This is a genomic window from Burkholderia sp. BCC0398, assembly GCF_902833245.1.
In the GTDB taxonomy this organism is placed as follows: Bacteria; Pseudomonadota; Gammaproteobacteria; order Burkholderiales; family Burkholderiaceae; genus Burkholderia; species Burkholderia sola.
The window spans coordinates 94050-115570 of sequence record NZ_CADFEM010000011.1 but is presented as its reverse complement, the minus strand read 5'-3'; the positions used below and the strand labels follow the sequence as shown (position 1 = coordinate 115570).

The 21521-nt window shown below is 67.4% G+C and carries 19 protein-coding genes and 1 riboswitch; of the genes, 3 read left to right on the top strand and 16 right to left on the bottom strand.

The genetic code is table 11. The annotated features are described in order from the left end of the window. Positions 1 to 60 precede the first annotated feature (60 nt). The 9 genes from HWX76_RS23720 to HWX76_RS23680 form a co-directional block, all read right to left on the bottom strand. Positions 61 to 1908, bottom strand: a complete 1848-nt coding sequence (locus HWX76_RS23720; RefSeq protein WP_089488979.1) for a peptidase S10 — start codon at positions 1906 to 1908, stop codon at positions 61 to 63. A gap of 695 nt (positions 1909 to 2603) precedes the next feature. Further along, a complete protein-coding gene (locus HWX76_RS23715; protein WP_089488978.1) occupies positions 2604 to 4418 on the bottom strand; it encodes an ExeM/NucH family extracellular endonuclease in 1815 nt (604 codons plus the stop codon). A gap of 168 nt (positions 4419 to 4586) precedes the next feature. Next, positions 4587 to 5528 (bottom strand): CopD family protein, encoded by a 942-nt coding sequence (locus HWX76_RS23710; RefSeq protein WP_176016419.1) that lies wholly within the window; start codon positions 5526 to 5528, stop codon positions 4587 to 4589. Then, positions 5525 to 5905 (bottom strand): copper homeostasis periplasmic binding protein CopC, encoded by a 381-nt coding sequence (copC, locus tag HWX76_RS23705; RefSeq protein WP_050017697.1) that lies wholly within the window; start codon positions 5903 to 5905, stop codon positions 5525 to 5527. Before copC ends, HWX76_RS23710 begins: the two co-directional genes overlap by 4 nt. A 14-nt stretch (positions 5906 to 5919) precedes the next feature. Beyond that, entirely contained in the window at positions 5920 to 6267 is a 348-nt protein-coding gene (locus HWX76_RS23700) for a copper-binding protein (protein ID WP_124654129.1), read from the bottom strand. Between the two features lie 66 nt (positions 6268 to 6333). Then, entirely contained in the window at positions 6334 to 7629 is a 1296-nt protein-coding gene (locus HWX76_RS23695) for a copper oxidase (protein ID WP_050017682.1), read from the bottom strand. Between the two features lies 1 nt (position 7630). Next, positions 7631 to 9133: a TolC family protein gene (locus HWX76_RS23690; RefSeq protein ID WP_176016418.1), complete on the bottom strand. Its 1503-nt coding sequence runs from the start codon at positions 9131 to 9133 to the stop codon at positions 7631 to 7633. Further along, positions 9130 to 9411 (bottom strand): hypothetical protein, encoded by a 282-nt coding sequence (locus tag HWX76_RS23685; protein WP_176016417.1) that lies wholly within the window; start codon positions 9409 to 9411, stop codon positions 9130 to 9132. Before HWX76_RS23685 ends, HWX76_RS23690 begins: the two co-directional genes overlap by 4 nt. An 89-nt stretch (positions 9412 to 9500) precedes the next feature. Next, entirely contained in the window at positions 9501 to 9848 is a 348-nt protein-coding gene (locus tag HWX76_RS23680; RefSeq protein ID WP_050017680.1) for a hypothetical protein, read from the bottom strand. Positions 9849 to 10080: 232 nt separating this feature from the next. On the opposite strand from HWX76_RS23680, the gene HWX76_RS23675 reads away from it, so the two are divergent. Together HWX76_RS23675 and HWX76_RS23670 are read left to right on the top strand one after the other, a co-directional pair. Continuing rightward, complete coding sequence (locus tag HWX76_RS23675) at positions 10081 to 10752, top strand: heavy metal response regulator transcription factor (RefSeq protein WP_050017679.1); 672 nt, start codon at positions 10081 to 10083, stop codon at positions 10750 to 10752. Further along, complete coding sequence (locus tag HWX76_RS23670; protein WP_176016416.1) at positions 10749 to 12158, top strand: heavy metal sensor histidine kinase; 1410 nt, start codon at positions 10749 to 10751, stop codon at positions 12156 to 12158. The genes HWX76_RS23675 and HWX76_RS23670 overlap by 4 nt, the downstream gene beginning before the upstream one ends. 23 nt (positions 12159 to 12181) lie before the next feature. Here HWX76_RS23670 and HWX76_RS23665 read toward each other — a convergent pair whose 3' ends face one another. From HWX76_RS23665 to HWX76_RS23650, 4 genes are all read right to left on the bottom strand, one after another. Beyond that, positions 12182 to 13390, bottom strand: a complete 1209-nt coding sequence (locus HWX76_RS23665) for an MFS transporter (protein ID WP_089488972.1) — start codon at positions 13388 to 13390, stop codon at positions 12182 to 12184. A gap of 105 nt (positions 13391 to 13495) precedes the next feature. Continuing rightward, the gene (locus tag HWX76_RS23660; protein ID WP_176016415.1) at positions 13496 to 13681 is read right to left on the bottom strand and encodes a DUF1289 domain-containing protein; all 186 of its coding nucleotides are present in this window, start codon (positions 13679 to 13681) and stop codon (positions 13496 to 13498) included. Between the two features lie 2 nt (positions 13682 to 13683). After that, complete coding sequence (gene dmeF, locus HWX76_RS23655) at positions 13684 to 14679, bottom strand: CDF family Co(II)/Ni(II) efflux transporter DmeF (protein WP_050017675.1); 996 nt, start codon at positions 14677 to 14679, stop codon at positions 13684 to 13686. A gap of 16 nt (positions 14680 to 14695) precedes the next feature. Then, on the bottom strand, positions 14696 to 14971 hold the full coding sequence (locus HWX76_RS23650) for a metal/formaldehyde-sensitive transcriptional repressor (protein WP_124554331.1): 276 nt from the start codon (positions 14969 to 14971) through the stop codon (positions 14696 to 14698). A 115-nt stretch (positions 14972 to 15086) separates the two neighbouring features. Continuing rightward, a riboswitch (yybP-ykoY riboswitch) is annotated at positions 15087 to 15254 on the top strand. Positions 15255 to 15323: 69 nt separating this feature from the next. Between HWX76_RS23650 and HWX76_RS23645 the strand changes: the two genes are divergently transcribed. Beyond that, on the top strand, positions 15324 to 16334 hold the full coding sequence (locus HWX76_RS23645; protein ID WP_050017672.1) for a sodium:calcium antiporter: 1011 nt from the start codon (positions 15324 to 15326) through the stop codon (positions 16332 to 16334). Positions 16335 to 16426: 92 nt separating this feature from the next. Here HWX76_RS23645 and HWX76_RS23640 read toward each other — a convergent pair whose 3' ends face one another. From HWX76_RS23640 to HWX76_RS23630, 3 genes are read right to left on the bottom strand one after another with little or no spacing between them, the layout of a single operon-like run. Next, positions 16427 to 16795, bottom strand: coding sequence for a copper-binding protein (locus HWX76_RS23640; RefSeq protein WP_089488971.1), 369 nt, complete (start codon positions 16793 to 16795; stop codon positions 16427 to 16429). Continuing rightward, positions 16792 to 19998 carry an efflux RND transporter permease subunit gene (locus tag HWX76_RS23635; RefSeq protein ID WP_176016414.1) on the bottom strand — a complete coding sequence of 1069 codons (3207 nt, stop codon included), beginning with the start codon at positions 19996 to 19998 and terminating at the stop codon, positions 16792 to 16794. Before HWX76_RS23635 ends, HWX76_RS23640 begins: the two co-directional genes overlap by 4 nt. Then, a complete protein-coding gene (locus HWX76_RS23630) occupies positions 19995 to 21518 on the bottom strand; it encodes an efflux RND transporter periplasmic adaptor subunit (RefSeq protein WP_124631806.1) in 1524 nt (507 codons plus the stop codon). Before HWX76_RS23630 ends, HWX76_RS23635 begins: the two co-directional genes overlap by 4 nt. Positions 21519 to 21521 lie beyond the last annotated feature (3 nt).

Sequence of the window (21521 nt, the reverse complement as noted above, 5' to 3'; positions counted from 1 at the left end):
GACATGATCGCTCGCATTCAATGGATGAATAGAAGGTTCCTTTGATAAGGACTCCGTCGCTCAAGGGGCGGCCGCCAGCGTGGTCGCCGTCGTCGCACCCGGCGCGCTGCCGGTCGGTACGCTCGGCGGGTTTTCATCCGGCCACGGCGGCGGCAGCATGTGCAGCGTCAGCGCCGTCGGAATCCGCGCGCCCTTGTAGAACGTCTGCAAATCCCGCTTCATCAGCGGACGGGCGACGTCGTCCAGATAGATCATGTGACCGCCCTGGAAGAAATTCACCTGCAGCTTCGGATGCAGGCCCTTCACCGTCTGCAGCCGCGCGAGCTGCTTCTCGGTGTTGAAGAACGGCGTCGCGAGATCGTGGTAGCCGTTCTCCGCGAGCACGCGAAGCTTCGGGTTGAGCTGCAGCGCACCGAGCAGATCGGGGATCGTGTCCGGCATCGGCTGGCCGTCGTGCGAGAAGTCCCAGACGCCGATGATGTCGTCGTTCAGCGGCAGGTACGTCGCGTTCGGGGCCGTATAGCCGAGGTAGTCCGGCATCTGCGTCGCGAGCGCGTTCGTGAACGGCTGCGAGATCAGGATGTCGGACGGATCGCCGTCGTTCTGCAGCCGCGGGTCGGAATTCGGCAGCGACACGCGCCCGTCATACCGGCCGATCGTCGTGCCGGGCACGAGGCTCGTGCCGAACGGATTCGCGTTGAAGTAGTCGCGCAGCGCCTGCTGCGTGAGACTCGACGGGATCGACCACAGCCTCAGCGTCGCATCGCTCGGGAACACCGGCGTGCCGAGCGCATCCGGAATGCCGAGCTGGCTCAATACCCACGACTGCGAGTACTTCTGCAACTGGCTGTAGATCAGCGTCGTGAACAGTTCCGTCTGGAGTGCGTACAGATCCTGGTTCACCGGCGCCGGCGACACCTGGTTGAAGTACGCGGCGACCGCCGCATAGCCGGGCAGATAGCCGGCCACCGTATCGGTATCGAGCAGCAGCCCTTCGGTCGACTGCGTGATCGCCACCGCTTCCACTGCATCCGCGAAGTAGTTCAGGATCGCCGACTGCAGCACGATCCCCGTCAGGTGCACGCCGGCCGATTCGAGCGCGAGCGCGAGCATGTCGGTACGCGGCGTGCCGTACGATTCTCCGTACAGGTAGATCGGCGACGTGCCGCGGCCGTTGACGTTCAGGTAGCGCTGAATGAAGTCGCGCATGATGTTCACGTCCACGTCGGAACCCCAGTACTTCTGGTTGGTGTTCGGCAACACGGCTTCCGACAGCCCGGTGCCGGGCGGGTCGATGAACACGAGGTCGGTGGTGTCGATCAGGCTCTCCGCATTGTCGACGAGCGGATAGTTCGGCCAGTTGTTGCCGAACAGCGGGTCGGGCGTGGCCACGCGGGTCGGCGCGAACGAGCCGAGCCGCAGCCAGATCGACGACGAACCAGGCCCGCCGTTGTAGACGAACGTGACCGGGCGCGGCTTGCCGTTCGTGCTGGGCGCGGTGTACGCGACATACGACATCGACGCTTCCGCATTGCCGTTAGCGTCCTGCGCGGTCAGGTGGCCGGTGGTCGTCGTGTAGTCGATCGTCTTGCCGCCGCCGGTCCACTGGTAATGCATGACGGCCGCCTTCTCGGACACCTGCGACGGCGCGAGGCCGTCGGTCGCGTTCATCGAGTACGCGACCGGGTCGACGTACGGCTGGTTGGCGGCCGGCGCCTGCGTACCGGCCGCCTGCGCGCTGGCCTGCCGGCTCGCGGTGGCCTGCGCGAGGCTCGACGCGCCGACGGACGACGAATCGTCGCCGCCGCACGCCGCGAGCGCCAGTGTCATGAAGGTCAATGCGCCTAGCCCGGCCAGCCGGCCGCGACGAACACGGCGGCTGCCGGTACTGCTCCTGTCTGGTTTCATCTCTTTCCTTTGGCTTCGGATACCGCGTCACAAAGGCCGCCAACGCCTGCGACACGCGCAGGCCGACCCGCCACTCGCGTTGCACGGTCGGCAGTCGGCGATTGGGGATGGGACTTCTCAGAGACTGAACTTGATACAGACACAGCAAACTGCTGGCGAGAATGGTGCTCGGACGCGCCCCCTGCAGTTTGGCCAACTTTTATATGACTAAAATTTACGACACCACAAAAATAGGCGGTGCCGCGCCGCGTTGTCAAAGATCATTCGGATATTAAAATTCCCGCAATGATGCGAAGGGCGGACAGTGTCTGGAATTTGAAAGAAAACGGAATTATTCGTGCAAGGTACGCGTTATCGGCATTGCCGCGTCGAGTATTTTGCCTTTCTCGCGCAAAGCAGCAGCCTTTCCTGTATTGACGCGGCGCATCCAAGGCCTTCGGATCGAGCGGGCATTTCTTTCATTTTTATTATCGCCGATCGATTAATGCGATGCCGCGACATATATGCCATTCAGCGATTCGATTCGCTTCGATCACGCTTCAATTGCAGTTCCGGTGTGCACTGCGTCATCCATAAAATACCGGTTCGATTAATATTTCGAGGAATTATTTACCCGGCATTCGAACGGCTTTGCCGTGCGCACGGCGACGTACGGCATCGCCGCACGTCGCCCGTTGCGATGACTCACGCCACGATCACTTCCCGCCGCCCGGCAGCGCGATATCGATCAGCACCGGATCGTGATCCGACGAACGATACGCATCGGCCGCGTAGAACGTCTTCTGCTGCTCGGCCGACTTGTACGCGAGCGTGTACTGCAGCGCGAGCGGCTCGTCCGCGTTGATGTGCCATTCGTGCACGGCCTTCACGTGCGACGCGAGCGGCAGCGTCGCGAGCGCGTGGTCGAGATAGCCGGCTTCGCCGTTGTACACGTAGCTGTACGCATTCGCGCCGATCCAGCGCGCGACGAGGTTGCGGTAGCCGCGCGATTCGAGCGCGCGGATCGGGTCTTCGTACGTGTAGCTGTTGAAGTCGCCGATCAGCAGCACGCCCTGGCTCTTGACGCCCGTCGGGTTGCCGGCCAGCCAGTCGGCGACCTTCGCCGCCGCGCGCGTGCGCGTCGGATTCCAGCAGCCCTGACCATCGCCCTGGTCGAGATCGTCGTTCGTGGCATCCGGGCAGTTCTTCGACTTCAGGTGGTTCACGGCCACCGTCAGCGCCTGCTTGTTGCCGCCGACCAGCCGGAACGACTGCGCGAGCGGCTGGCGGTTCTTGTCGTCGATCGCGAGCGTCGCCGCGCGGCCGACCGGTTCGACCTTGCGGCTGTCGTAGATCATCGCGACCGAGATCGCGTCGCCGCCGAGCCGCGACGTGCCCGGATCGACCACGCGCCATTGGGCACCGAGCTTCGCCGCGAGCTGGCGCACCGCGCTCAGTTCGCCGTAGCCGTTGTTCTGGATTTCCATCAGGCCGATCACGTCGGCATCGATCGCCTTCAGCGCGCTGACGATCTTCGCTTCCTGGCGCTGGAATTCCTCGAACGTCTTCGCGCCGCGGTTGTCCGGATCGTCGAAGCCGCCGCCGAGACCGTTGCCGTTGAAGTAGTTGAGCACGTTGAACGACGCGACGCGCAGGTTCGATTTCGGATCGCGCGCCGGTGCGTTCGTGCGCGGGTTCTCGCGCTTGTCGAACGCCGGCACGGCCGCGCCGGGCATCGGCTGTACGCGCCATGCGCCGTAACGCACTTCGAGCACGCCTTCGACGTCGCGCACGGTGTAGCCCGCGCGCAGCGTGTTCGCGGCCGCGAGGCCCGGCGCCGGATACGGCACGGTCGCGGGGTTCTGCTTGTTCGAGCCGTCGTCGAGGATCAGGCGGTTGCGTGCGTTCGCATCGATCTGCGTCCGGGCCTGCGCGGGCGCCACGACGCTCGTCGGCGTACGCAGGCGGCCGTTGCTCAGCATCACGCTGCCGTAGCGGCCGAGCTCGTAGTTGTCGGTGACGCTCAGCGTCTGCGGCAGGCGCACGCGCATCCCTTCGTACGCGGCGAACGCGTTCGGGCTGTCGACCGGCAGCGTGAGCGTCGCGGGCGTGACCGTCTGGCCGTTCGCGCACACCGCGATCGCGCCCGCCAGCGTGAGCTGCGTCTGCCCGTATTTCTCCTCGACCTTGCCCGTCACGTGCACGAGATCGCCGGCCTTCGCACGCACCTTCGGCGCATAGACGAACAGGCCTTCGGACACGCCCGGCTGGTTGCGGCGCTGCGCGTCTGCCTGCTGGACGAAGAAGCCGCCGAAGCCGTCCGTGCCGCCGAAATCGGCAGTGACGACGGCTTCGATCGACGTGTTCTGACCGGCGAGCGGCGACGGCGCGCCCGGGCCCTGGATATCGGCGATCGGCGTCGTGCTGCCGCCGCAGTTCGCGCTGACGGGCGCGGCAGTGGCGGCAAATACCGGCGCGGCGAGCGTCGGGAGCAGCAATAGCGGGGCAAACAGGCGGATTGTCGAACGCATGGCGGGAATCCCGGTTGTGAGGGTGGCGAAAGCTTAGCGGCGCTCGGTGACAGTTTTTGGTAATCGGCAGACAGGCCGATGTAATTGTCGTCATCATGCCGTGATCGCCATGCGTCGTACTGCCGCGCGTCGCTCATGCCGCGAATCCTCCGCCGAAAAAACGCCGCGCTAGACCGTCCCCGGCAACGCGCTCGACACGAGCACGGCCGCCACCATCAGCACGCCGCCGAGCACGACCGCCTCGACGCGCAGCACCGTGCCGAACCGCTTCAACGCGCCGGCCGGCATCGCGACGGCCGGGTCCTGCAACGCGGCGAGCAGCTTCGGCATCCCGAAGAACCGGTTGTGTCCGCCGAGCATCGCGGCAATCAGCACGAGCACGAGCTTCAGCAGCAGGATCTGCCCGTACGTCGACGCGAACAGGTTGGCGGGCGTATCGACACCGCGCCAGCCGTTGTACGTGCCGGTCGCGAACAGTACGACCAGCGCGTAAGTGGACGCATCGGACAGCGACTGCACGAACGATGCGCCCGTCGCGCGTTCGCTCGCCGGCATGCGGACGAGCCGCGGCATCACGCCGAACGCCGTCACGAGCACGAGCCCGACCCACGCGCTGATCGCCAGCAGATGCAGCCAGTCGGCCCACACGGGGACGCTGAACGGCCCGGCGTCCACCGGATGCCCGCCGTTGCTGCGAGCGAGCGCGACACCGGCGAGCGCGGCCACCATCGCGAACGGAAACCGCGTGTCGTTCGCATGCGAGACGAACGACAGCAGCACGACGACGAGCATGAATGCGGTGCCGGCCAGCCACGCATGGCCGAACCCGGTGCCCGCGAGCATCGAATAAACCGCCGGCCCCGCGTCGAACAGCGACACTTCGCTCATCAGCGCGCAGTGCGCCCAGAACGCGGTGACGCTCGCGAGCAGCGATACGACGGACGCGCTGCGCAGCGTCGCGACGAGTCGCCGCCCGACATCGTGTTGCCACACCGATGCGCCGCGCGCGAGCCAGTGCCGGCCGAGCAACGCGCCGACGACGACCGCGAACCCGGCGTTCTGGGTCGCCACGGCCACGAGCCTCAGCAGGCCGACGAGGCCGTCGTTCATCCTTTCACCCGGAACGTATACGTGCCCTTCGTGCGATGCGCATCGGCCGTCATCGCCACCCACTGCACCGTGTACGCGCCGGCCGCAAGCTTCGGTATCGCGACGGTCATCACGCGCGGATTCGACGCATCGACCTTCGCCTTGTCCTGCGTGACGGCGTTGCCGCTCGCGTCGGACACCTTCACCGAGCTGAACGCCGGTTCGAGATCTTCGTTGAACGTGAGCCGCAACGCGTCGGGCGCCGCGTCGACCGTGCCGCCGGCCGCTGGCACCGCGCCTTCGAGCTTGCCGTGGGCCGAAGCCGCGGCCGGTGTCATCGCGAAGAGGGCGGCCGCCGCGGCGAACGCGGCGAGCCCTCCGGAAATCGTGCTGGTCATGTTCGCGCTCCGCATCACGGCTTCTTCAGTTCGACGACGGTCAGCGCGCCGTTCACGTCCTCGGCGACGAAATCGATCGTATCGCCCACCTTGACCTGCGACAGCATCGCCGGGTCCTTGACCTTGAACACCATCGTCATCGCATCCATCCCGAGGTTCTCCAGCGGACCGTGCTTGATCGTCAGCTTGCCGGCGGCCATGTCGATCTTGCGAATCTCGCCGTGCGACATGCGCTGCGCCGCCGCGGCGCCCTGCTTCGCGCCGCCGCTCATGTCCATGCCGGCCATGTCGCCGGCCGCGTACGACGCGGCGGAGAATACCAGCGCGTACCCCGTCGCCATCAGAACCAGTCCTTTCTTCATCGTGTCGACTCCCGTGTGAGTGAATGGAAATCGACGGCCGCATCGGTGCGGCCGCCGCGTGCTGCTTCAGCCGTCCGGCAATTCGCCGGTGTATTCGTACGCGACCGTGCCCTTCGGATGCCGGAACCAGCCCGGATCGCGATAGTCGTTGCGGCCGAGCCCCTGCCGCACCTTGAGCACCGTAAACATGCCGCCCATCTCCAGCGGCCCGAACGGGCCCGTGCCGGTCATCATCGGCAGCGTGTTGTCGGGCAACGGCATCTCCATGCCGCCCATCGCGCCGCCCGTGCTGCCCATCGCCATGTAGTCGGGCACGAGCTTGCCGATCCGCTTCGCGAGATCCTTCTGCGGCACGCCGATCAGGTTCGGCACCTGGTGGCCCATCGCATTCATCGTGTGATGCGACTTGTGGCAATGGAACGCCCAGTCGCCCGGGCGATCGGCGGTGAACTCGATCGCGCGCATCTGGCCGACCGCGACATCGGCCGTCACTTCGGGCCAGCGCGCGGCCGGCGGAATCCAGCCGCCGTCGGTGCCCGCGACCTCGAAGCTGTAGCCGTGCAGGTGGATCGGGTGATTCGTCATCGTCAGGTTGCCGAAACGAATCCGGACGCGGTCGCCGGCGCGCACCGGCAGCGGATCGATGCCCGGAAACACGCGCGAGTTGAAGGTCCACATGTTGAAATCGGTCATCTCGTTCACGCGCGGCGTGTAGCTGCCCGGGTCGATGTCGTACGCGGCGAGCAGGAACACGAAATCGCGATCGACCGGCATCGTGCCGCGATCCTTCGGATGCACGATGAACATGCCCATCATCCCCATCGCCATCTGCACCATCTCGTCGGCGTGCGGGTGATACATGAACGTGCCGTGCGCTTCGAGCTGGAACTCGTAGACGAAGGTCTTGCCGGGCGGAATGTGCGGCTGCGTGAGGCCGCCGACGCCGTCCATCCCGTTCGGCAGCCGCAGCCCGTGCCAGTGGATCGTCGTGTGCTCGGGCAGCCGGTTCGTCACGAAGATGCGGACCTTGTCGCCTTCGACGGCCTCGATCGTCGGGCCCGGCGACTGGCCGTTGTAGCCCCACAGGTTCGCGTTCATGCCGGGCGCCATCTCGCGCACGACGGGCTCGGCCGTCAGGTGGAATTCCTTCCAGCCGTTCTTCATCCGCCACGGCAGCGACCAGCCGTTCAGCGTCGCGACGGGCGTGTACGGGCGGCCGTTCGGCGGCACGAGCGGCGGCTGCGTGCCGGTTTTCGCCATCGTGGGCGCTTCGGGCAGCGACGCGGCGCCGGCCTTGCTGACCATCGCCGCACCGAGCAGCGCGGCGCCCGAGCCGCTGAGAAATTGTCGACGGGACACCATGTCAATGACCTTCCGGATGCGGTTGCGTGGCGGGCGCCGGCGGCGCCGCGGGAGGGGAAGCCGGCTGTGGCGCAGCGTCGGCCTTCGAAGCGGATTCGGGTGCTGATTCGGCGGAGTTCGTCGCGCGCGGCGTAGCACCCGACGACGGCAACCGGCCGCCGACCGCCATCTGCAGATCGGTTTCCGCGAGCCAGTAGTCCTTCAGCGCGTCGATGTAGCCGTTGACCGCGCCGACCTGTTCTCGCGCATCGGTCAGCAGCTCGAACACGCTCGCGAGCATCCCGTTGTAGCGCAGCAGCAGTTCGTCGGAGATCGTCTTGCGCAGCGGCACGACTTCGTCGCGATAGTGCGTGGCGACGTCGTAGCTGGTGACGTAAGCCGCGTACGATTCGCGCACTTCGGAGCGCGCATCGATGGCGGTTTTCGCGAGCCGGTTCGCGGACTGCATGTAGATCGCCTCGGCGCGCGCGACCTTCGCGCCGCCCCAGTCGAACAGCGGAATCTCGACGCTGATCTCGTAGCCGTGCTCGTGGCCCTTGCCGGTTTCGTAGTCATTCACGTAGCCGAGTTCGACCGCGTTGACGAAGCGCGTGGCCTTGCTCAGGCCGAGCGACGACGCGACGCCCTGCGTCTGCAGCTTCGCCGCCTGGATGTCGAGGCGGTTGCTCATCGCGAAGCGTTCGAGATCGGGCAGGTCCGGGCGGGCTTTAGGCAGATCGGGCAAGCGTTCGGGCAACGCGTACCGCGTGCGCTCGCCCCACAACCCCATCGCACGCGTGAGCTTCTCGCGTGCGGCGACGGCCTGCTGACGCGCCTTCGCGTGCTGCGCGACCGCATCGGCATGAAACGCCTGCTCGCGTGCGTAGTCGAGCCGGCTGAAGTTGCCGGCCTGCCGCATGCGCAGCGCGAGTTCGGCGGCCGCGCTCGCGGCGTCGCGCACCTGCTGCGCATAGTTCGCGGCCTGCTCGGCGGCGACCGCTTCCACGTAGGCGCGGCGCGCATCGGCCGCGACCTTCAGCATCGCGTCGGCCGTTTCGAGCTTGGTCTGCTCGAAGCGGCGGCGTTCGATCTTCGTTGCCAGCGGCATCGTCAGCAGCGCGAACACGTTCGCCGAGAACGTGCGGCCGAGCGTCAGCTCGCCGTCGCCGGCACGCGTGCGGCTGAACGCGAAGCGCGGGTTCGGCAGCCGGCCGGCCTGCACGAGGTCGGCCTCCGACAACCCGAGTTCCGCGTACGACGCCTGCAGCCCGCGGTTGTTCAGCAGCGCGACCTGAACCGCGTCGTCCATCGACAGCGGTTTCGCCAGCAATTCCCGTGTCCGCCGGTCGACCGCTTCGCGGTCGGCGTCAGTCCGCACCACTACCGCGTCCTTCCCGATGCGTTCCGATGCGAGCGACGACACGGCGTCGAACCCGCCGTCCTTCGAAAACGTCGTGCAGCCCGCGAGGAGCGCCAGCACGATCGCGGCCGCGCCGATCCGAGGCGATATCGCGAGCGTCGTCATCGCGTGGCCCCTCCGTGCGTCGAATGGGCGGCGCCGTTGCCGGCCGCGCCGCCGCTCGTGCGCCCTTTCGCGGGTCGCTCCACCACGTCCCGGTTCAGTTGCTTCCAGCCCGGGCCTGCGTCGTCCTCATACCGCTGGTAGCCATCGAACGCGGACGTCACGGTGACGTCCGGCACCGACGCGGCGGCGTCCGCCGGGTCGGGAAACGCGGTTTGCGCGGGCGCGAGCGACGGCACGAGGGCCGCCGCGCCCCACAGCGCCGCAATGATCAATCGCATGAACATGTCTCGTCGTAAGTCGTCCGGCGCAGCGTGATGCGGTGGCCGGAGCAAATAGCGGATCGCGGCGGGTCGGCCGCGGACAGGAACTAGACGGGCATCCTGCGAGGCGGCCGGTCGATGCCGCCGGTCAGGAACGACACGTCCCCGGCCGAACGCGGCGGCGCGACGGTCGTGACGCCGACGCTCGCCGCGGCCGGCGCCTCGAGCGCGCCCGGCATTGCGGAGCCGAAGCAGCAGGACACGCACGCGGCACATGACGACGCATGCCGCGCGTGATCGTGATGGCCGTCCTGCGCGGTCGGCATCGTGTGCAGCGCTTGGTCCTCATGCGGCACGGCAGCGCCCGCGCACGGCATCGAAACAGCCGCGAACGACTGGATCGGCAGGCTCAGCGCCAGCAACACGACGACGAGGAAGGTGCGCCAGTACGACATGGATGCGAAATCAGGCAGGCAATGATCGTTAGGGCCGGCGCGTCGCACGACGGCGCGCTCCGGGGACAAGACGGCCGCAGCTTATCGCCGCCGCGGTGACGACGACATGGCCGAAACATGACCGGCCTTTCATGACAATTCCGTCATCCGCCGATCATCGTTCGCGCACGCGCGGCGCCGTACGCTCTGGCGTTACACTGACCGGCTGGAATCACGGACGGCCTGCCTCACCATGCGGATACTGATAGTCGAAGACGAACCCAAGATGGCGTCCTACCTCCGGAAGGGCTTGATGGAGGCGAGCTACACGGTCGATGTCGCGGAAAACGGCCAGGACGGGCTGTTCCTCGCGCTGCACGAGGATTTCGATCTCGTCGTGCTCGACGTGATGCTGCCGGAACTGGACGGCTTCGAGGTGCTCAAGCGGCTGCGCGCGCAGAAGCAGACGCCCGTGCTGCTGCTCACGGCCCGCGACGCGATCGAGGACAAGGTCGCCGGGCTCGAGCTCGGCGCCGATGATTACCTGCTCAAGCCGTTCGCGTATGCCGAGTTCCTCGCGCGCATCCGCTCGCTGCTGCGGCGTGCGCCGCGCAACGTGCGCGACATCCTGCACGTCGCCGATCTCGAAATCGATCTGCTCAAGCGCCGCGTGCGGCGCGCCGACACCCGCATCGACCTCACCGCGCAGGAATTCGCGCTGCTGCAGCTGCTCGCGGAACGCGAGGGCGAGGTGCTGACGCGCACCTTCATCACGTCGCAGATCTGGGACATGAATTTCGACAGCGACACGAACGTCGTCGACGCGGCGATCAAGCGCCTGCGCGCGAAGATCGACAACGCGTACGAGAAGAAGCTGATCCACACGATCCGCGGGATGGGCTACGTGCTCGAGGATCGTTCGTGACCGCACACGCCGCTTCGTATTCGCTGCTGCGGCGCCTGACGCTCGCGTTCACCGCGGTCGCGGCGCTCGTGTTCGCGCTGACCGGCGCGTATCTGTACCGGTCGCTGTCCGCCGAGCTGACGCGGCGCGACGACATCGAGATCTCCGGCAAGCTCAACCAGTTCCTGCAGCTCGCGCGCGCCAGCGGATCGACGGCCGCGCTACGCGCCGACCCGGCCGTGTTCCACGACGTGCTGCTGTCGCATCCGGGCGTCTACCTCGGCATCTACGATGCGCAAAACCGTCCGCTCGTCGAGCATTCCGACGAAGCCGGCAACACGCTCGCGTCGGTGATCGCCGCATCGCATCGGGCAGGCAGCGCCGACGGCCCGTTCACCTGCGCGCCGCCCGGCATCGGCACGTCGCGCTGCGTGTCCGCACGCGAGACACTGCCGTCCGGCGAAACGATCCAGGTCGCACTCGCACGCACGGCGACCGATCGGCAATCGCTGCTCGAAAGCTATCGCGTCGATATCTGGCTCGCGGCGGCCGTCGGCGCGCTGCTGGTCGGCGCGCTCGGCTACGCGGTCGCGTCGCGCGGCCTGCGCCCGGTCGAAAGCCTCGGCCGGCAGACGTCGCGCATCGAGGCGCACAACCTGAACGCACGCCTCGACGCGCGCGGCGGCCCGGTCGAATTGCGCGAGCTCGCCACGTCGGTGAACCGGATGCTCGACCGCCTCGAACGCGCGTTCGTGCGGCTGTCGCAGTTCTCGTCGGATCTCGCGCATGACATGCGCACGCCGCTTGCGAACGTGATCAGCTCGTCGCAGATCACGCTGTCGCGTGCCCGCACGGCCGACGAATACGAAGCGCTGATCGAATCGAACATCGAGGAATGCGAACGGCTGCAGCGGATGATCGAGAACATGCTGTTTCTTGCCCGCACCGACAACGCGCGGCAGCACCTGAAGGCCGCCGAACTCGACGCGGGCAGCGAATTGCGCCGGCTCGCGTCGTATTTCCAGGCGCTGGCCGACGAAGCCGGCGTGCGCATCGACGTGCATGGCGAAGCGCCGGTCGTCGCGGACGCGACGCTGTTCCGGCGCGCGGTGAGCAATCTCGCGTCGAATGCGCTCGAACACGCGGAAGCCGCATCGACGATCGAGCTGGCCGTGTCGACCCAATGCGGTTACGCGGTCGTCGAAGTCACGAATCGCGGCGTTGCGATTCCGCCCGAACAGGTCGAACGGATCTTCGAGCGCTTCTACCGGATCGATTCGTCGCGGCACGGCGCGGCGCGCAACGCGGGGCTCGGGCTCGCGATCGTGAAGTCGATCATGGAGCTGCATCGCGGCAAGGTGGAAGTCGCGAGCCGCGACGGGCGCACGACGTTCGCGCTCTACTTTCCGCGCGACACCGATAGTTAGACGACGCGCCGCCGCGCTCGGCGCTAGCGTTCCTGCGCGGCGGCGAACGACGTACGAACGCACACGAGCAGCACGATGGTCGCCGCGCTGAAGATAGCCCCCGCGTAGAACGTGGCCGCGGCGCCCGCCCGATCCCACAGCACGCCCGCGACGACGCTCGATACGAGCGTCACGATGCCGCTGATCAGGTTGAACACGCCGAACGCCGTGCCTCTCAATTCGGCCGGCGCGGCCTGCGCGACCATCGTCGCGAGCAGCCCTTGGGTCATCCCCATATGGAGTCCCCACAGCGCGACGCCGACGAGTACGGCCGGCCAATGCGCGCCGTGCGCCAGCACGATGTCGGCGGCAATCAGCAGCACGAGCCCGATCACCATCAGTTTCGTGTGGCTCGTCGTATCGGCGAGCTTGCCGAACGGGTAAGCGGACAATGCATACACGACGTTCATCGCGACCATCACGAGCGGCACGAGCGCGACGGGCACGCCGCTGCCCATCGCGCGCAGCACCAGGAACGCTTCGCTGAAACGCGCGAGCGCGAACACGCCGCCGACGGCGACGACCCACCAGTAGCGCGCGCCGAGTTGCGCGACGACCGCGCGGCGGATCGGGTTCACGCGCTTCTCGCCCGGCGCACGCGCCGGCTCGTCGATGCCGAACGCGAGCAGCGCCACGGCCAGCACGCCGGGAATCACGGCCAGCCAGAACGCGAGGCGGAAATCGTCGCGCCACACCAGCATGATGACGACGGCCAGCAGCGGCCCAAGGAACGCGCCCACCGTGTCGAGCGACTGGCGCAACCCGTACGCGGCGCCGCGCAGGTGAACGGGCGTGACGTCGGCGACGAGCGCGTCGCGCGGCGCGCCGCGAATCCCCTTGCCGATGCGGTCGACGATCCGCGCGGTCACCACGACGCCGATCGTCGGCGCGATCGCGAACAGCGGCTTGCTGAGCGCGCCGAGCGCGTAGCCGGCGACCGCGAGCCATTTGCGATTGCGCAGGTAGTCGCTCAGCGTGCCGGAGAACACCTTGACGACCGGCGACGTCGCCTCGGCGATCCCTTCGATCACGCCGATCGTCGTCGCGCTCGCGCCAAGGCCCGCCATCAGGAACATCGGCAACAGGCTGTGGATGATTTCGGACGACACGTCCATCAGCAGGCTGACGCAGCCGAGCACCCACACGCTGCGCGGAATCTGCCGAAGAATGCCGGTCGGTGCGTCGGTCTGCATGGATCGCTCCCGGTTCAGGCATCGTGATGCCGAATGCCTGTGATGCTACCGCATGCTCGCAACCCTGATCGCAGACCGAGGCGCGCGTGCGCGCGTGCGCGCTTGCTATCGCGCCGCGTCGCGCCGCAGCTTCGCCTGCCGCCGCGTACGATCGTTCAGTATCTGGTGTCGGCGATGATCGGTCAGCTTCTTCCAGTCGCGCGCCTCGTCGCGCGTGCGCAGGCAGCCGACACAAAAGCCCGTGCGGCCGTCGAACGCGCACAGCCCGATACACGGCGATTTCACGGCCACGATCAGGCAGCCTTCCCACGCGTCATCACTTCGACGGTCACGTGCGACACGCCGTCGAAGCGCGCGAGCAGCGCATGGTAGAAACGCGCGTCGCGCGCGGCGTCGCCCGATTCGACCGACACGATCGCACTCATGTGCCCGGGGCCCACGCGCCATACATGGAGGTCGTTGACCTTGTCGCCGAGCGCCTCGATCGCGCGGCGCACGTTGTCCGTCAGCCTGCGGTCGACGTTGACGTCGAGCAGGATCCCGCCCGTATCGCGCATCAGCCCATACGCCCAGTTGGCGATCACCAGCGCGCCGACGATGCCCGCGAGCGGGTCCATCCAGACCCATCCGAACGCGCGCGCGAGCAGCAGGCCGACGATCGCCAGCACCGACACGGCCGCATCGGCGATCACGTGAACGTAGGCCGACCGGATGTTGTGGTCGCGATGCGCGGCCGAGTGCGAACCGTGAGCATGATGCGCGTGGTGCGCGTCGTCGTGGTCATGATCACGGTCATCGTGGTGGCCGTGCCCATGCGCGTGATGATGATCGCCGCTCAGCAGCCACACGCTCGCGAGATTCACCGCAAGCCCCAGCACCGCAATCGGAATCGCTTCGCCGAACTGGATCGGCACCGGCGCCAGCAGGCGCGCGATCGCCTCATAGCCGATCAGCAACGCGATCATCGCGAGCACGATCGCGCTCGTGAAGCCGGCCAGGTCGCCGAGCTTCCCGGTGCCGAACACGAAGCGCGGATCGTCGGCGTGCCGGCGCGCATAGGTATAGGCCAGCGCCGCGATCAGCATCGCGCCCGCGTGCGTCGACATGTGCAGCCCGTCGGCGACCAGCGCCAGCGAGCCGAACAGCGTGCCGCCGACGATCTCGGCGATCATCATCGCCGTGCACAGGCCGATGACCATCCACGTCTTCCGCTCGTTGCGCGCATGTGCGGCGCCCAGGAACGCGTGGCTGTGCGCGCCGCCCGCCGCCGCGCCGTTGAATTCGTTCATGTTTCGATCCGGTGACTTACTTGAAATAGCTGTGCACGACCTCGATCAACTGCTCGGTCGCGCTGCCTTCGTGTGCGTCGGGCGTATCCGCATCGACGAGATGCGACCGGATGTGGTCTTCCAGCACGACTGCCAGCAAGCCGTTCATCGCGCCGCGGCAGCTCGTGATCCGTTGCAGCACGTCGTTGCAGCCGCGCTCTTCCTCCAGCGCGCGCTCGATCGCTTCGACCTGCCCCTTGATACGGCGCACGCGGTTCAGCAGCTTCTGTTTCTCGCGAACGGTATGACTCATCGATGGCTCCTGTATAGGGTAGGGGAGTATATCTCCGGACGATTTCCCCTATAGGATGGAGGGGTATATTTTTCGAGACGAAGGCTTGTCGAACGAAAACCGCTCGGCTAGACTGGTTTTCGTCTTTGGGGAGTAGCCTGCTTTCCGTCACCGGAAAGCGAGCGCGTCAACACACTCGGCCCGCGGCCGTGGCGCGTTCGGCCTGATCGGCTTGGCGAGACCATCGGCACATCGCGTCGTTCCTGGTCGGACGCCGGCGGATGTGTCATGGTTCGTCAGCGTCCGACCACGGAGTCCCCATGTTCCTTCCCGCTCGTCTCCCTCACGCCACCGCTGCCCGCGGAGGTGCCGCATGACCTTCATGTTCGTCGAACTGGCGTTCATGCTGATCGTCATCCTCATCGCCGCCGAAGTCTTCACCAATGCGCTCGAACATCTCGGCGAACGCCTGAAGATTTCCGAAGGCGTGACCGGCTCGCTGTTCGCGGCCGTCGGCACCGCGTTGCCCGAAACGATGGTGCCGCTGCTCGCGCTGGCCGGCGGCACGTCGAACCAGGCCGTGAACGAGGAGATCGGCGTCGGCGCGATTCTCGGCGCGCCGCTGATGCTCGCGACGCTCACCACGCTCCTGATGGCGCTCGCCGTGATCCGCTCGCGCGGGCTGCGCGGCACGATCGCGCCCGAACGCACGGGCTTCGTGCGCGACATGAACACCTTCCTCGCCGCATTCTCGCTGGCGACCGTCGCGATGTTCGTCCCGCATCACAACTGGGCCGTGCGCGCGCTGCTCGCCGCGATGCTGGTCGGCCTCTACGTGGTGTACGTCGTGCTGACGTTCCGCGCGTCGACCGGGCTCGTCGACGCCGGTCACGGCACCGAGGCGCCGCACGCAATGTTCCTGTCGCGCGTCGGCCTGCCGACCAACCTGTCGACGATCTTGCTGCAACTGCTGATCGGCGTCGCGCTGCTGGTCGGCGGCGCGAAGGGCTTCATTCACGGTGTGGAAGGCGTGTCGCACGCGCTCGGCGTGTCGGCGTTGCTGCTGTCGCTGATCATCGTGCCGATCGCGACGGAACTGCCGGAGAAGGTCAACAGCGTGCTGTGGATTCGCCGCGGGAAGGACACGCTCGCGTTCGGCAACATCACCGGCGCGATGGTGTTCCAGGGCACGCTGCTGCCGGCGATCGGCATCATGCTGACGCCGTGGGAGCCGCGCCCCGAAGTGCTGACCGGCGTGATCGTCACGCTCGCGGCGGCGGCCTGGCTGCGCGTCAATGCACGCACGCGCGGGCTCGCGATCTGGGCGTTGCTCGCGAACGGCGCGGGTTATGCGGGGTATCTGGTGCTGACGCTGACGCGCTAAGCGCCGGTCGGGCGCGCCGGCCGACGAACCCGTCGGCGCGGCGCGTTTCATGGCACCCGACGCGGGCGACGGCAACGCCCGCATCCGGACGATCAGGAACCCTTGACGAGTTTGACGATCGTCAACGTACCGTCGACCTTCTCGATCCGCACCTTGACCTTGTCGCCTGCATGCGCTTGCGCAAGCATCGCTGCGTCCTTCGCCTTGAACGCCATCGTCATCGGCGGCATCCCGACGTTCTCCAGCGCGCCGTGCTTCAGCGTGATCTTGCCGCTCGCGACATCGACCTTCTTCACTTCGGCGTCCGTCAGCGCGGCATTCGATTCCGCCGCACCGTCCGACGACATCTTCATGCCGGACATGTCCATGCCCGACATCTCGCCGGCGGCGAACGCCGGTACCGCGAACGCACTCAGCGCGACGACAGCGGTGGCAGTAGCGATCAATTGATTCATCTTCAACGTGATTCTCCGGTTGGGATAGATGGCACGTTCGTGCCGGAAGGAACTGCATCGGAATGCCGCGCGCGGCCCGCGCTTCGCGCACGACGGCGCTGAAGCAGAAGCCACGCGGCGGGAATGACGAACATCGACAAGAGCGGCGCCGTGACCATGCCGCCGACCATCGGCGCGGCGATGCGCTGCATGACTTCGGAGCCGGCGCCGTGGCCGATCATGATCGGCACGAGCCCGGCGAGCACGACGGCGACCGTCATCGCCTTCGGCCGCACGCGCAACACCGCGCCTTCGCGAATCGCGTCGAGCAGCAACGCATCGGTCAGCGGTTCGCCGGCATCGAGCCGGCGCTGCAGCGCGCCCTTCAGGTACAGCAGCATCACGACGCCGAATTCGGCGGCCACGCCGGCCAGTGCGATGAAACCAACCGACGTCGCGACGGACACCGCATGGCCGAGCGCCCATACGAGCCAGAACCCGCCGACCAGCGCGAACGGGACCGTCGACATCAGCAGCAACGCGTCGGCCGCCGAATCGAACGTGACGAACAACAACACGAAGATCACGACGAGCGTGACAGGCACGACGGTGCGCAGCGTCGCCGCCGCGCGTTCGAGGTACTCGAACTGACCCGACCACGCGATCGAATAGCCGGGCGCCAACGCGACCTGTTGCGCGACGGTCTGCTGCATCGCACGGACGGCCGTGCTGAGATCGGTACCGCGGAGATCGACGTACACGTAGCCGGACAGCCGCGCGTTTTCGCTGCGGATCATGGGCGGCCCGTCGGCGATCGCGACGTGCGCGACGTCGCCGAGGCGGATCTGCGCGCCGCGCGCGGTGACGATCGGCAGTTGCCGCAGGTTCTCGAGCGAATCGCGGATCTCGCGCGGATAGCGGATGTTGATCGGGAAGCGCTCGCGCCCGGCGATCACTTCGCCGACGTCCTCGCCGCCGATCGCCGACGACACGACCGACTGGATATCGGCCACCGACAGCCCGTAACGCGCGGCGGCGAGCCGGTCGATGTCGACGTCGATGTAGCGGCCGCCGTTCAGCCGTTCCGCGAGCGCGGACGTCACGCCCGGCACGCGCTTCACGGCTGCCTCGACCTGCGTCGCGATCGCGTCGATCCCCGCCAGGTCCGGCCCGGAAATCTTCACGCCGACCGGCGTCTTGATCCCGGTGGACAGCATGTCGAGCCGGTTGCGGATCGGCGGCACCCATACGTTCGACAAGCCCGGCACCTTCACCGTCCGGTCGAGTTCGTCGACGAGCTTCTCCGGCGTCATGCCCGGCCGCCACGCGCTGCGCGGCTTGAAGCGGATCGTCGTCTCGAACATCTCGAGCGGCGCCGGGTCGGTCGCGGTATCGGCGCGGCCCGACTTGCCGAACACGGTGTCGACCTCCGGCACGGTCTTGATCAGCCGGTCGGTCTGCTGCAGCAACTCGCTCGCCTTGTCCGCCGAGATGCCCGGCAGCGCGGTCGGCATGTACAGCAAATCGCCTTCGTCGAGCGGCGGCATGAATTCGCTGCCGAGCCGCGACAACGGCACGGCGGTCAGCACGAGCGCGACGACCGCGACGCCGATCGCGGCCCACGGGCGCCGCAGGGTCGCTTCGAGCAGCGGCCGGTACAGGCGAATCAGCGCGCGGTTGATCGGGTTCGCGTGCTCGGGCGGAATGCGGCCGCGTACCAGATAGCCCATCAGCACCGGCACCAGCGTCACCGACAGCCCGGCGGCGGCCGCGATCGTATAGGTCTTCGTGAACGCGAGCGGCGCGAACAGCTTGCCCTCCTGCCCTTCCAGCGAAAACACCGGAACGAACGACAGCGTGATGATCAGCAACGAGAAGAACAGTGCCGGCCCGACCTCCGCGGCCGACGCCGCGACGATTTCCCAACGGCGCGCAGTGGTGATCGGCTCGCCGGGATGCGCGCGGTCGTATGCTTCCAGATGCTTGTGCGCGTTCTCGATCATCACGATCGCCGCGTCGATCATCGCGCCGATCGCGATCGCGATTCCGCCGAGCGACATCAGGTTCGCGTTCACGCCCTGGTAGCGCATCACGATGAACGCCGCCAGCACGCCGAGCGGCAGCGACAGGATCGCGACGAACGCGCTGCGCAGATGGAACAGGAACACCGCGCACACGATCCCGACGATCACGAATTCCTCGATCAGCTTGTCCCTGAGGTTGTCCACCGCGCGCTCGATCAGCTGCGAGCGGTCGTACGTCGTGACGATCTCGACGCCGGGCGGCAGCGAGCGCTTCAGGTTGGCGAGCTTCGCCTTCACCGCGTCGATCGTCGTCAGCGCGTTCTTGCCCGAACGCATCACGACGACACCGCCCGTCACCTCGCCCTGCCCGTTCAGCTCCGCGATCCCGCGCCGCGTCGCCGGGCCGACCTGGATGCGCGCGACGTCGCCGAGCAGGACGGGCGTGCCGGTGTCGTCGGTGCGCAGCACGACGTGACGGAAATCGTCGAGCGTGCGCAGGTAGCCGGACGAGCGCACCATGTACTCCGACTCGGCCAGCTCGACGACCGAGCCGCCGGAGGCCTGGTTGGCCTTGCCGAGCGCCTCCGCGACCGTCGCCTGCGTGATGCCGTACGCGCGCAGCTTGTCCGGATCGAGCACGACCTGGTACTGGCGCACCATGCCGCCGATGCTCGCCACTTCCGATACGTCCGGCACGGCCTTCAGCTCGAACTTCAGGAACCAGTCGTTGAGCGCGCGCAGTTGCCCGGCATCGTGGTGACCGGTGCGATCGACGAGCGCGTATTCGTATACCCAGCCGACGCCGGTCGCATCCGGCCCGAGCGACACGGTCGCGCCCGCCGGCAGGCGGCTCTGCACCTGGCTCAGGTATTCGAGCACGCGCGAACGCGCCCAGTACGGATCGGTGCGGTCGTCGAACAGCACGTAGACGAACGCGTCGCCGAACGACGAGTACGCGCGCACGGTTTTCGCGCCCGGCACGCCGAGCAGCGTCGTCGTCAGCGGATAGGTCACCTGATCCTCGACGACCTGCGGCGCCTTGCCCGGATACGACGCCTTCACGATCACCTGCGTGTCCGACAGGTCGGGTAACGCGTCGAGCGGCGTCTGTCGCAGCGACTGCACGCCCCATGCCGCGAGCAGCACGGTGGCCAGCAGCACCAGAAACCGGTGATGGACGGACCAGTGAATGATTCGCGCGATCATCGCTCGCCTCCCTGCGGCTCGACCTTCGTCAGTCGGTAACCGTCATCGGTCTGCGTGAACGCGAAACGCACGGTCTGGCCCGGCTTCACGTCCGGAAACGCGTGCGCCGACGGCTTGCCGAACGCCATCGTCATCGCGCCCCAGCCGAGCGCCGGCACCGGTTGATGCGAGAACGTGATGTCGTCGGCCGTGACGTTCTCCACCTTGCCGGTGGTTTCGTAGACCGGCGCGGTTGCCGTCGCGGATGAGGCGGCCGCGCTTGTGCCTGCCGCCCGCTCCAGCCGCGGCAGCACGCTTTTCAGGCTGGCTTCCGAATCGATCAGGAACTGCCCCGACGCGACGACCGTGTCGCCTTCGTTCAGCCCGCCGAGCACTTCCGTGTCGCCGCCGACGTCGTTGCCAACCGTCACCGCGACCGGCTGAAGCCGGCCGTCGCCAAGTTTCGCGATGACGATCGTGCGCCGGCCGGTCGCGATCACCGCCTCGGACGGCACGAGCAGGCGCGACGCCTTCTCCTGCGCGGCGACCTTCACGCGCATCAGCATGCCGGGCGTGAGCTTCAGCGACGCGTTGTCGATCTCCAGCCGCGCCTGCAGCGTACGGCTACCCGTACTGATGCCGGGCAGCACTTCGCGGATGCGGCCGCTGAAATGCCGGGCCGGATCGACGGCGAACGTCGCGTCGACCGACATCCCCGGCTGCACGTTCAAGGCGAGCGCTTCCGGCACCTCGACGATCAGCCACAGCGTCGACAGCCCGGCGATCTTCGCGAGTGTCTGACCGGGCGCGACCATCGCGCCGTCGCGCACGTTCAGCTCGCTGACGACGCCGCTCTCCGGCGCGCTCAGCACGACGTGCGTCTGCGCGCGGCCGGTGCGATCGAGGGCCGCGATCATCGCGTCCGGGATCGACAGCGCCCGCATCCGTGCGCGCGCCGCATCGAGCAGGCTGCCGTCCATCCCGCCGCGCTTCAGCGCGAGATACTCCTCCTGCGGCGCGAGCCAGTCGGGCACGAACAGCGATGCGACCGGCGCGCCCTTCGCAATGCGCTGCATCGGCGCACGCGCATACAGACGATCGATGTAGCCCGTCACGCGCGACTGCACGACCGCCGCGCGCGCTTCGTCGAACTGCGTGGTGCCCACCGCGTCGAAGCCGGCCGCCGTCTGCTGCCGGCGCACGGTCGCATAGCGAATGCCGAGGTTCTGCTGCAGGCCCGGATCGATCCGGATGCCCGCCGCGGCACCGCCTTCGTCCGCATAGACGGGCTGCAACTGCATGTCCATGAACGGCGATTTGCCCGGTTTGTCGAAGTGCTGGTTCGGCACCATCGGGTCATGCCAGTACAGCACCTTGCGCGAGGCCTGCTGAGCCGGCACGCCCGACGGCGCGGCGGCGGGCATGGCGGCCGTCGCCGCGCCGCGCGTCGCATGGCGAACGCCCGCGAAATAGCCGGCGCCGGCGAGCGCCGCACCGGCGAACGCGATCAGCGCCGCACGCATCAGTGATTGCCTTGTCATGAG

Excerpts from the sequence above, each read along its gene's own strand:
- HWX76_RS23720 (WP_089488979.1), bottom strand. The coding sequence starts at position 1,908 with ATGAAACCAGACAGGAGCAGTACCGGCAGCCGCCGTGTTCGTCGCGGC.
- HWX76_RS23715 (WP_089488978.1), bottom strand. The coding sequence starts at position 4,418 with ATGCGTTCGACAATCCGCCTGTTTGCCCCGCTATTGCTGCTCCCGACG.
- HWX76_RS23710 (WP_176016419.1), bottom strand. The coding sequence starts at position 5,528 with ATGAACGACGGCCTCGTCGGCCTGCTGAGGCTCGTGGCCGTGGCGACC.
- copC (WP_050017697.1), bottom strand. The coding sequence starts at position 5,905 with ATGACCAGCACGATTTCCGGAGGGCTCGCCGCGTTCGCCGCGGCGGCC.
- HWX76_RS23700 (WP_124654129.1), bottom strand. The coding sequence starts at position 6,267 with ATGAAGAAAGGACTGGTTCTGATGGCGACGGGGTACGCGCTGGTATTC.
- HWX76_RS23695 (WP_050017682.1), bottom strand. The coding sequence starts at position 7,629 with ATGGTGTCCCGTCGACAATTTCTCAGCGGCTCGGGCGCCGCGCTGCTC.
- HWX76_RS23690 (WP_176016418.1), bottom strand. The coding sequence starts at position 9,133 with ATGACGACGCTCGCGATATCGCCTCGGATCGGCGCGGCCGCGATCGTG.
- HWX76_RS23685 (WP_176016417.1), bottom strand. The coding sequence starts at position 9,411 with ATGCGATTGATCATTGCGGCGCTGTGGGGCGCGGCGGCCCTCGTGCCG.
- HWX76_RS23680 (WP_050017680.1), bottom strand. The coding sequence starts at position 9,848 with ATGTCGTACTGGCGCACCTTCCTCGTCGTCGTGTTGCTGGCGCTGAGC.
- HWX76_RS23675 (WP_050017679.1), top strand. The coding sequence starts at position 10,081 with ATGCGGATACTGATAGTCGAAGACGAACCCAAGATGGCGTCCTACCTC.
- HWX76_RS23665 (WP_089488972.1), bottom strand. The coding sequence starts at position 13,390 with ATGCAGACCGACGCACCGACCGGCATTCTTCGGCAGATTCCGCGCAGC.
- dmeF (WP_050017675.1), bottom strand. The coding sequence starts at position 14,679 with ATGAACGAATTCAACGGCGCGGCGGCGGGCGGCGCGCACAGCCACGCG.
- HWX76_RS23650 (WP_124554331.1), bottom strand. The coding sequence starts at position 14,971 with ATGAGTCATACCGTTCGCGAGAAACAGAAGCTGCTGAACCGCGTGCGC.
- HWX76_RS23645 (WP_050017672.1), top strand. The coding sequence starts at position 15,324 with ATGACCTTCATGTTCGTCGAACTGGCGTTCATGCTGATCGTCATCCTC.
- HWX76_RS23635 (WP_176016414.1), bottom strand. The coding sequence starts at position 19,998 with ATGATCGCGCGAATCATTCACTGGTCCGTCCATCACCGGTTTCTGGTG.
- HWX76_RS23630 (WP_124631806.1), bottom strand. The coding sequence starts at position 21,518 with ATGACAAGGCAATCACTGATGCGTGCGGCGCTGATCGCGTTCGCCGGT.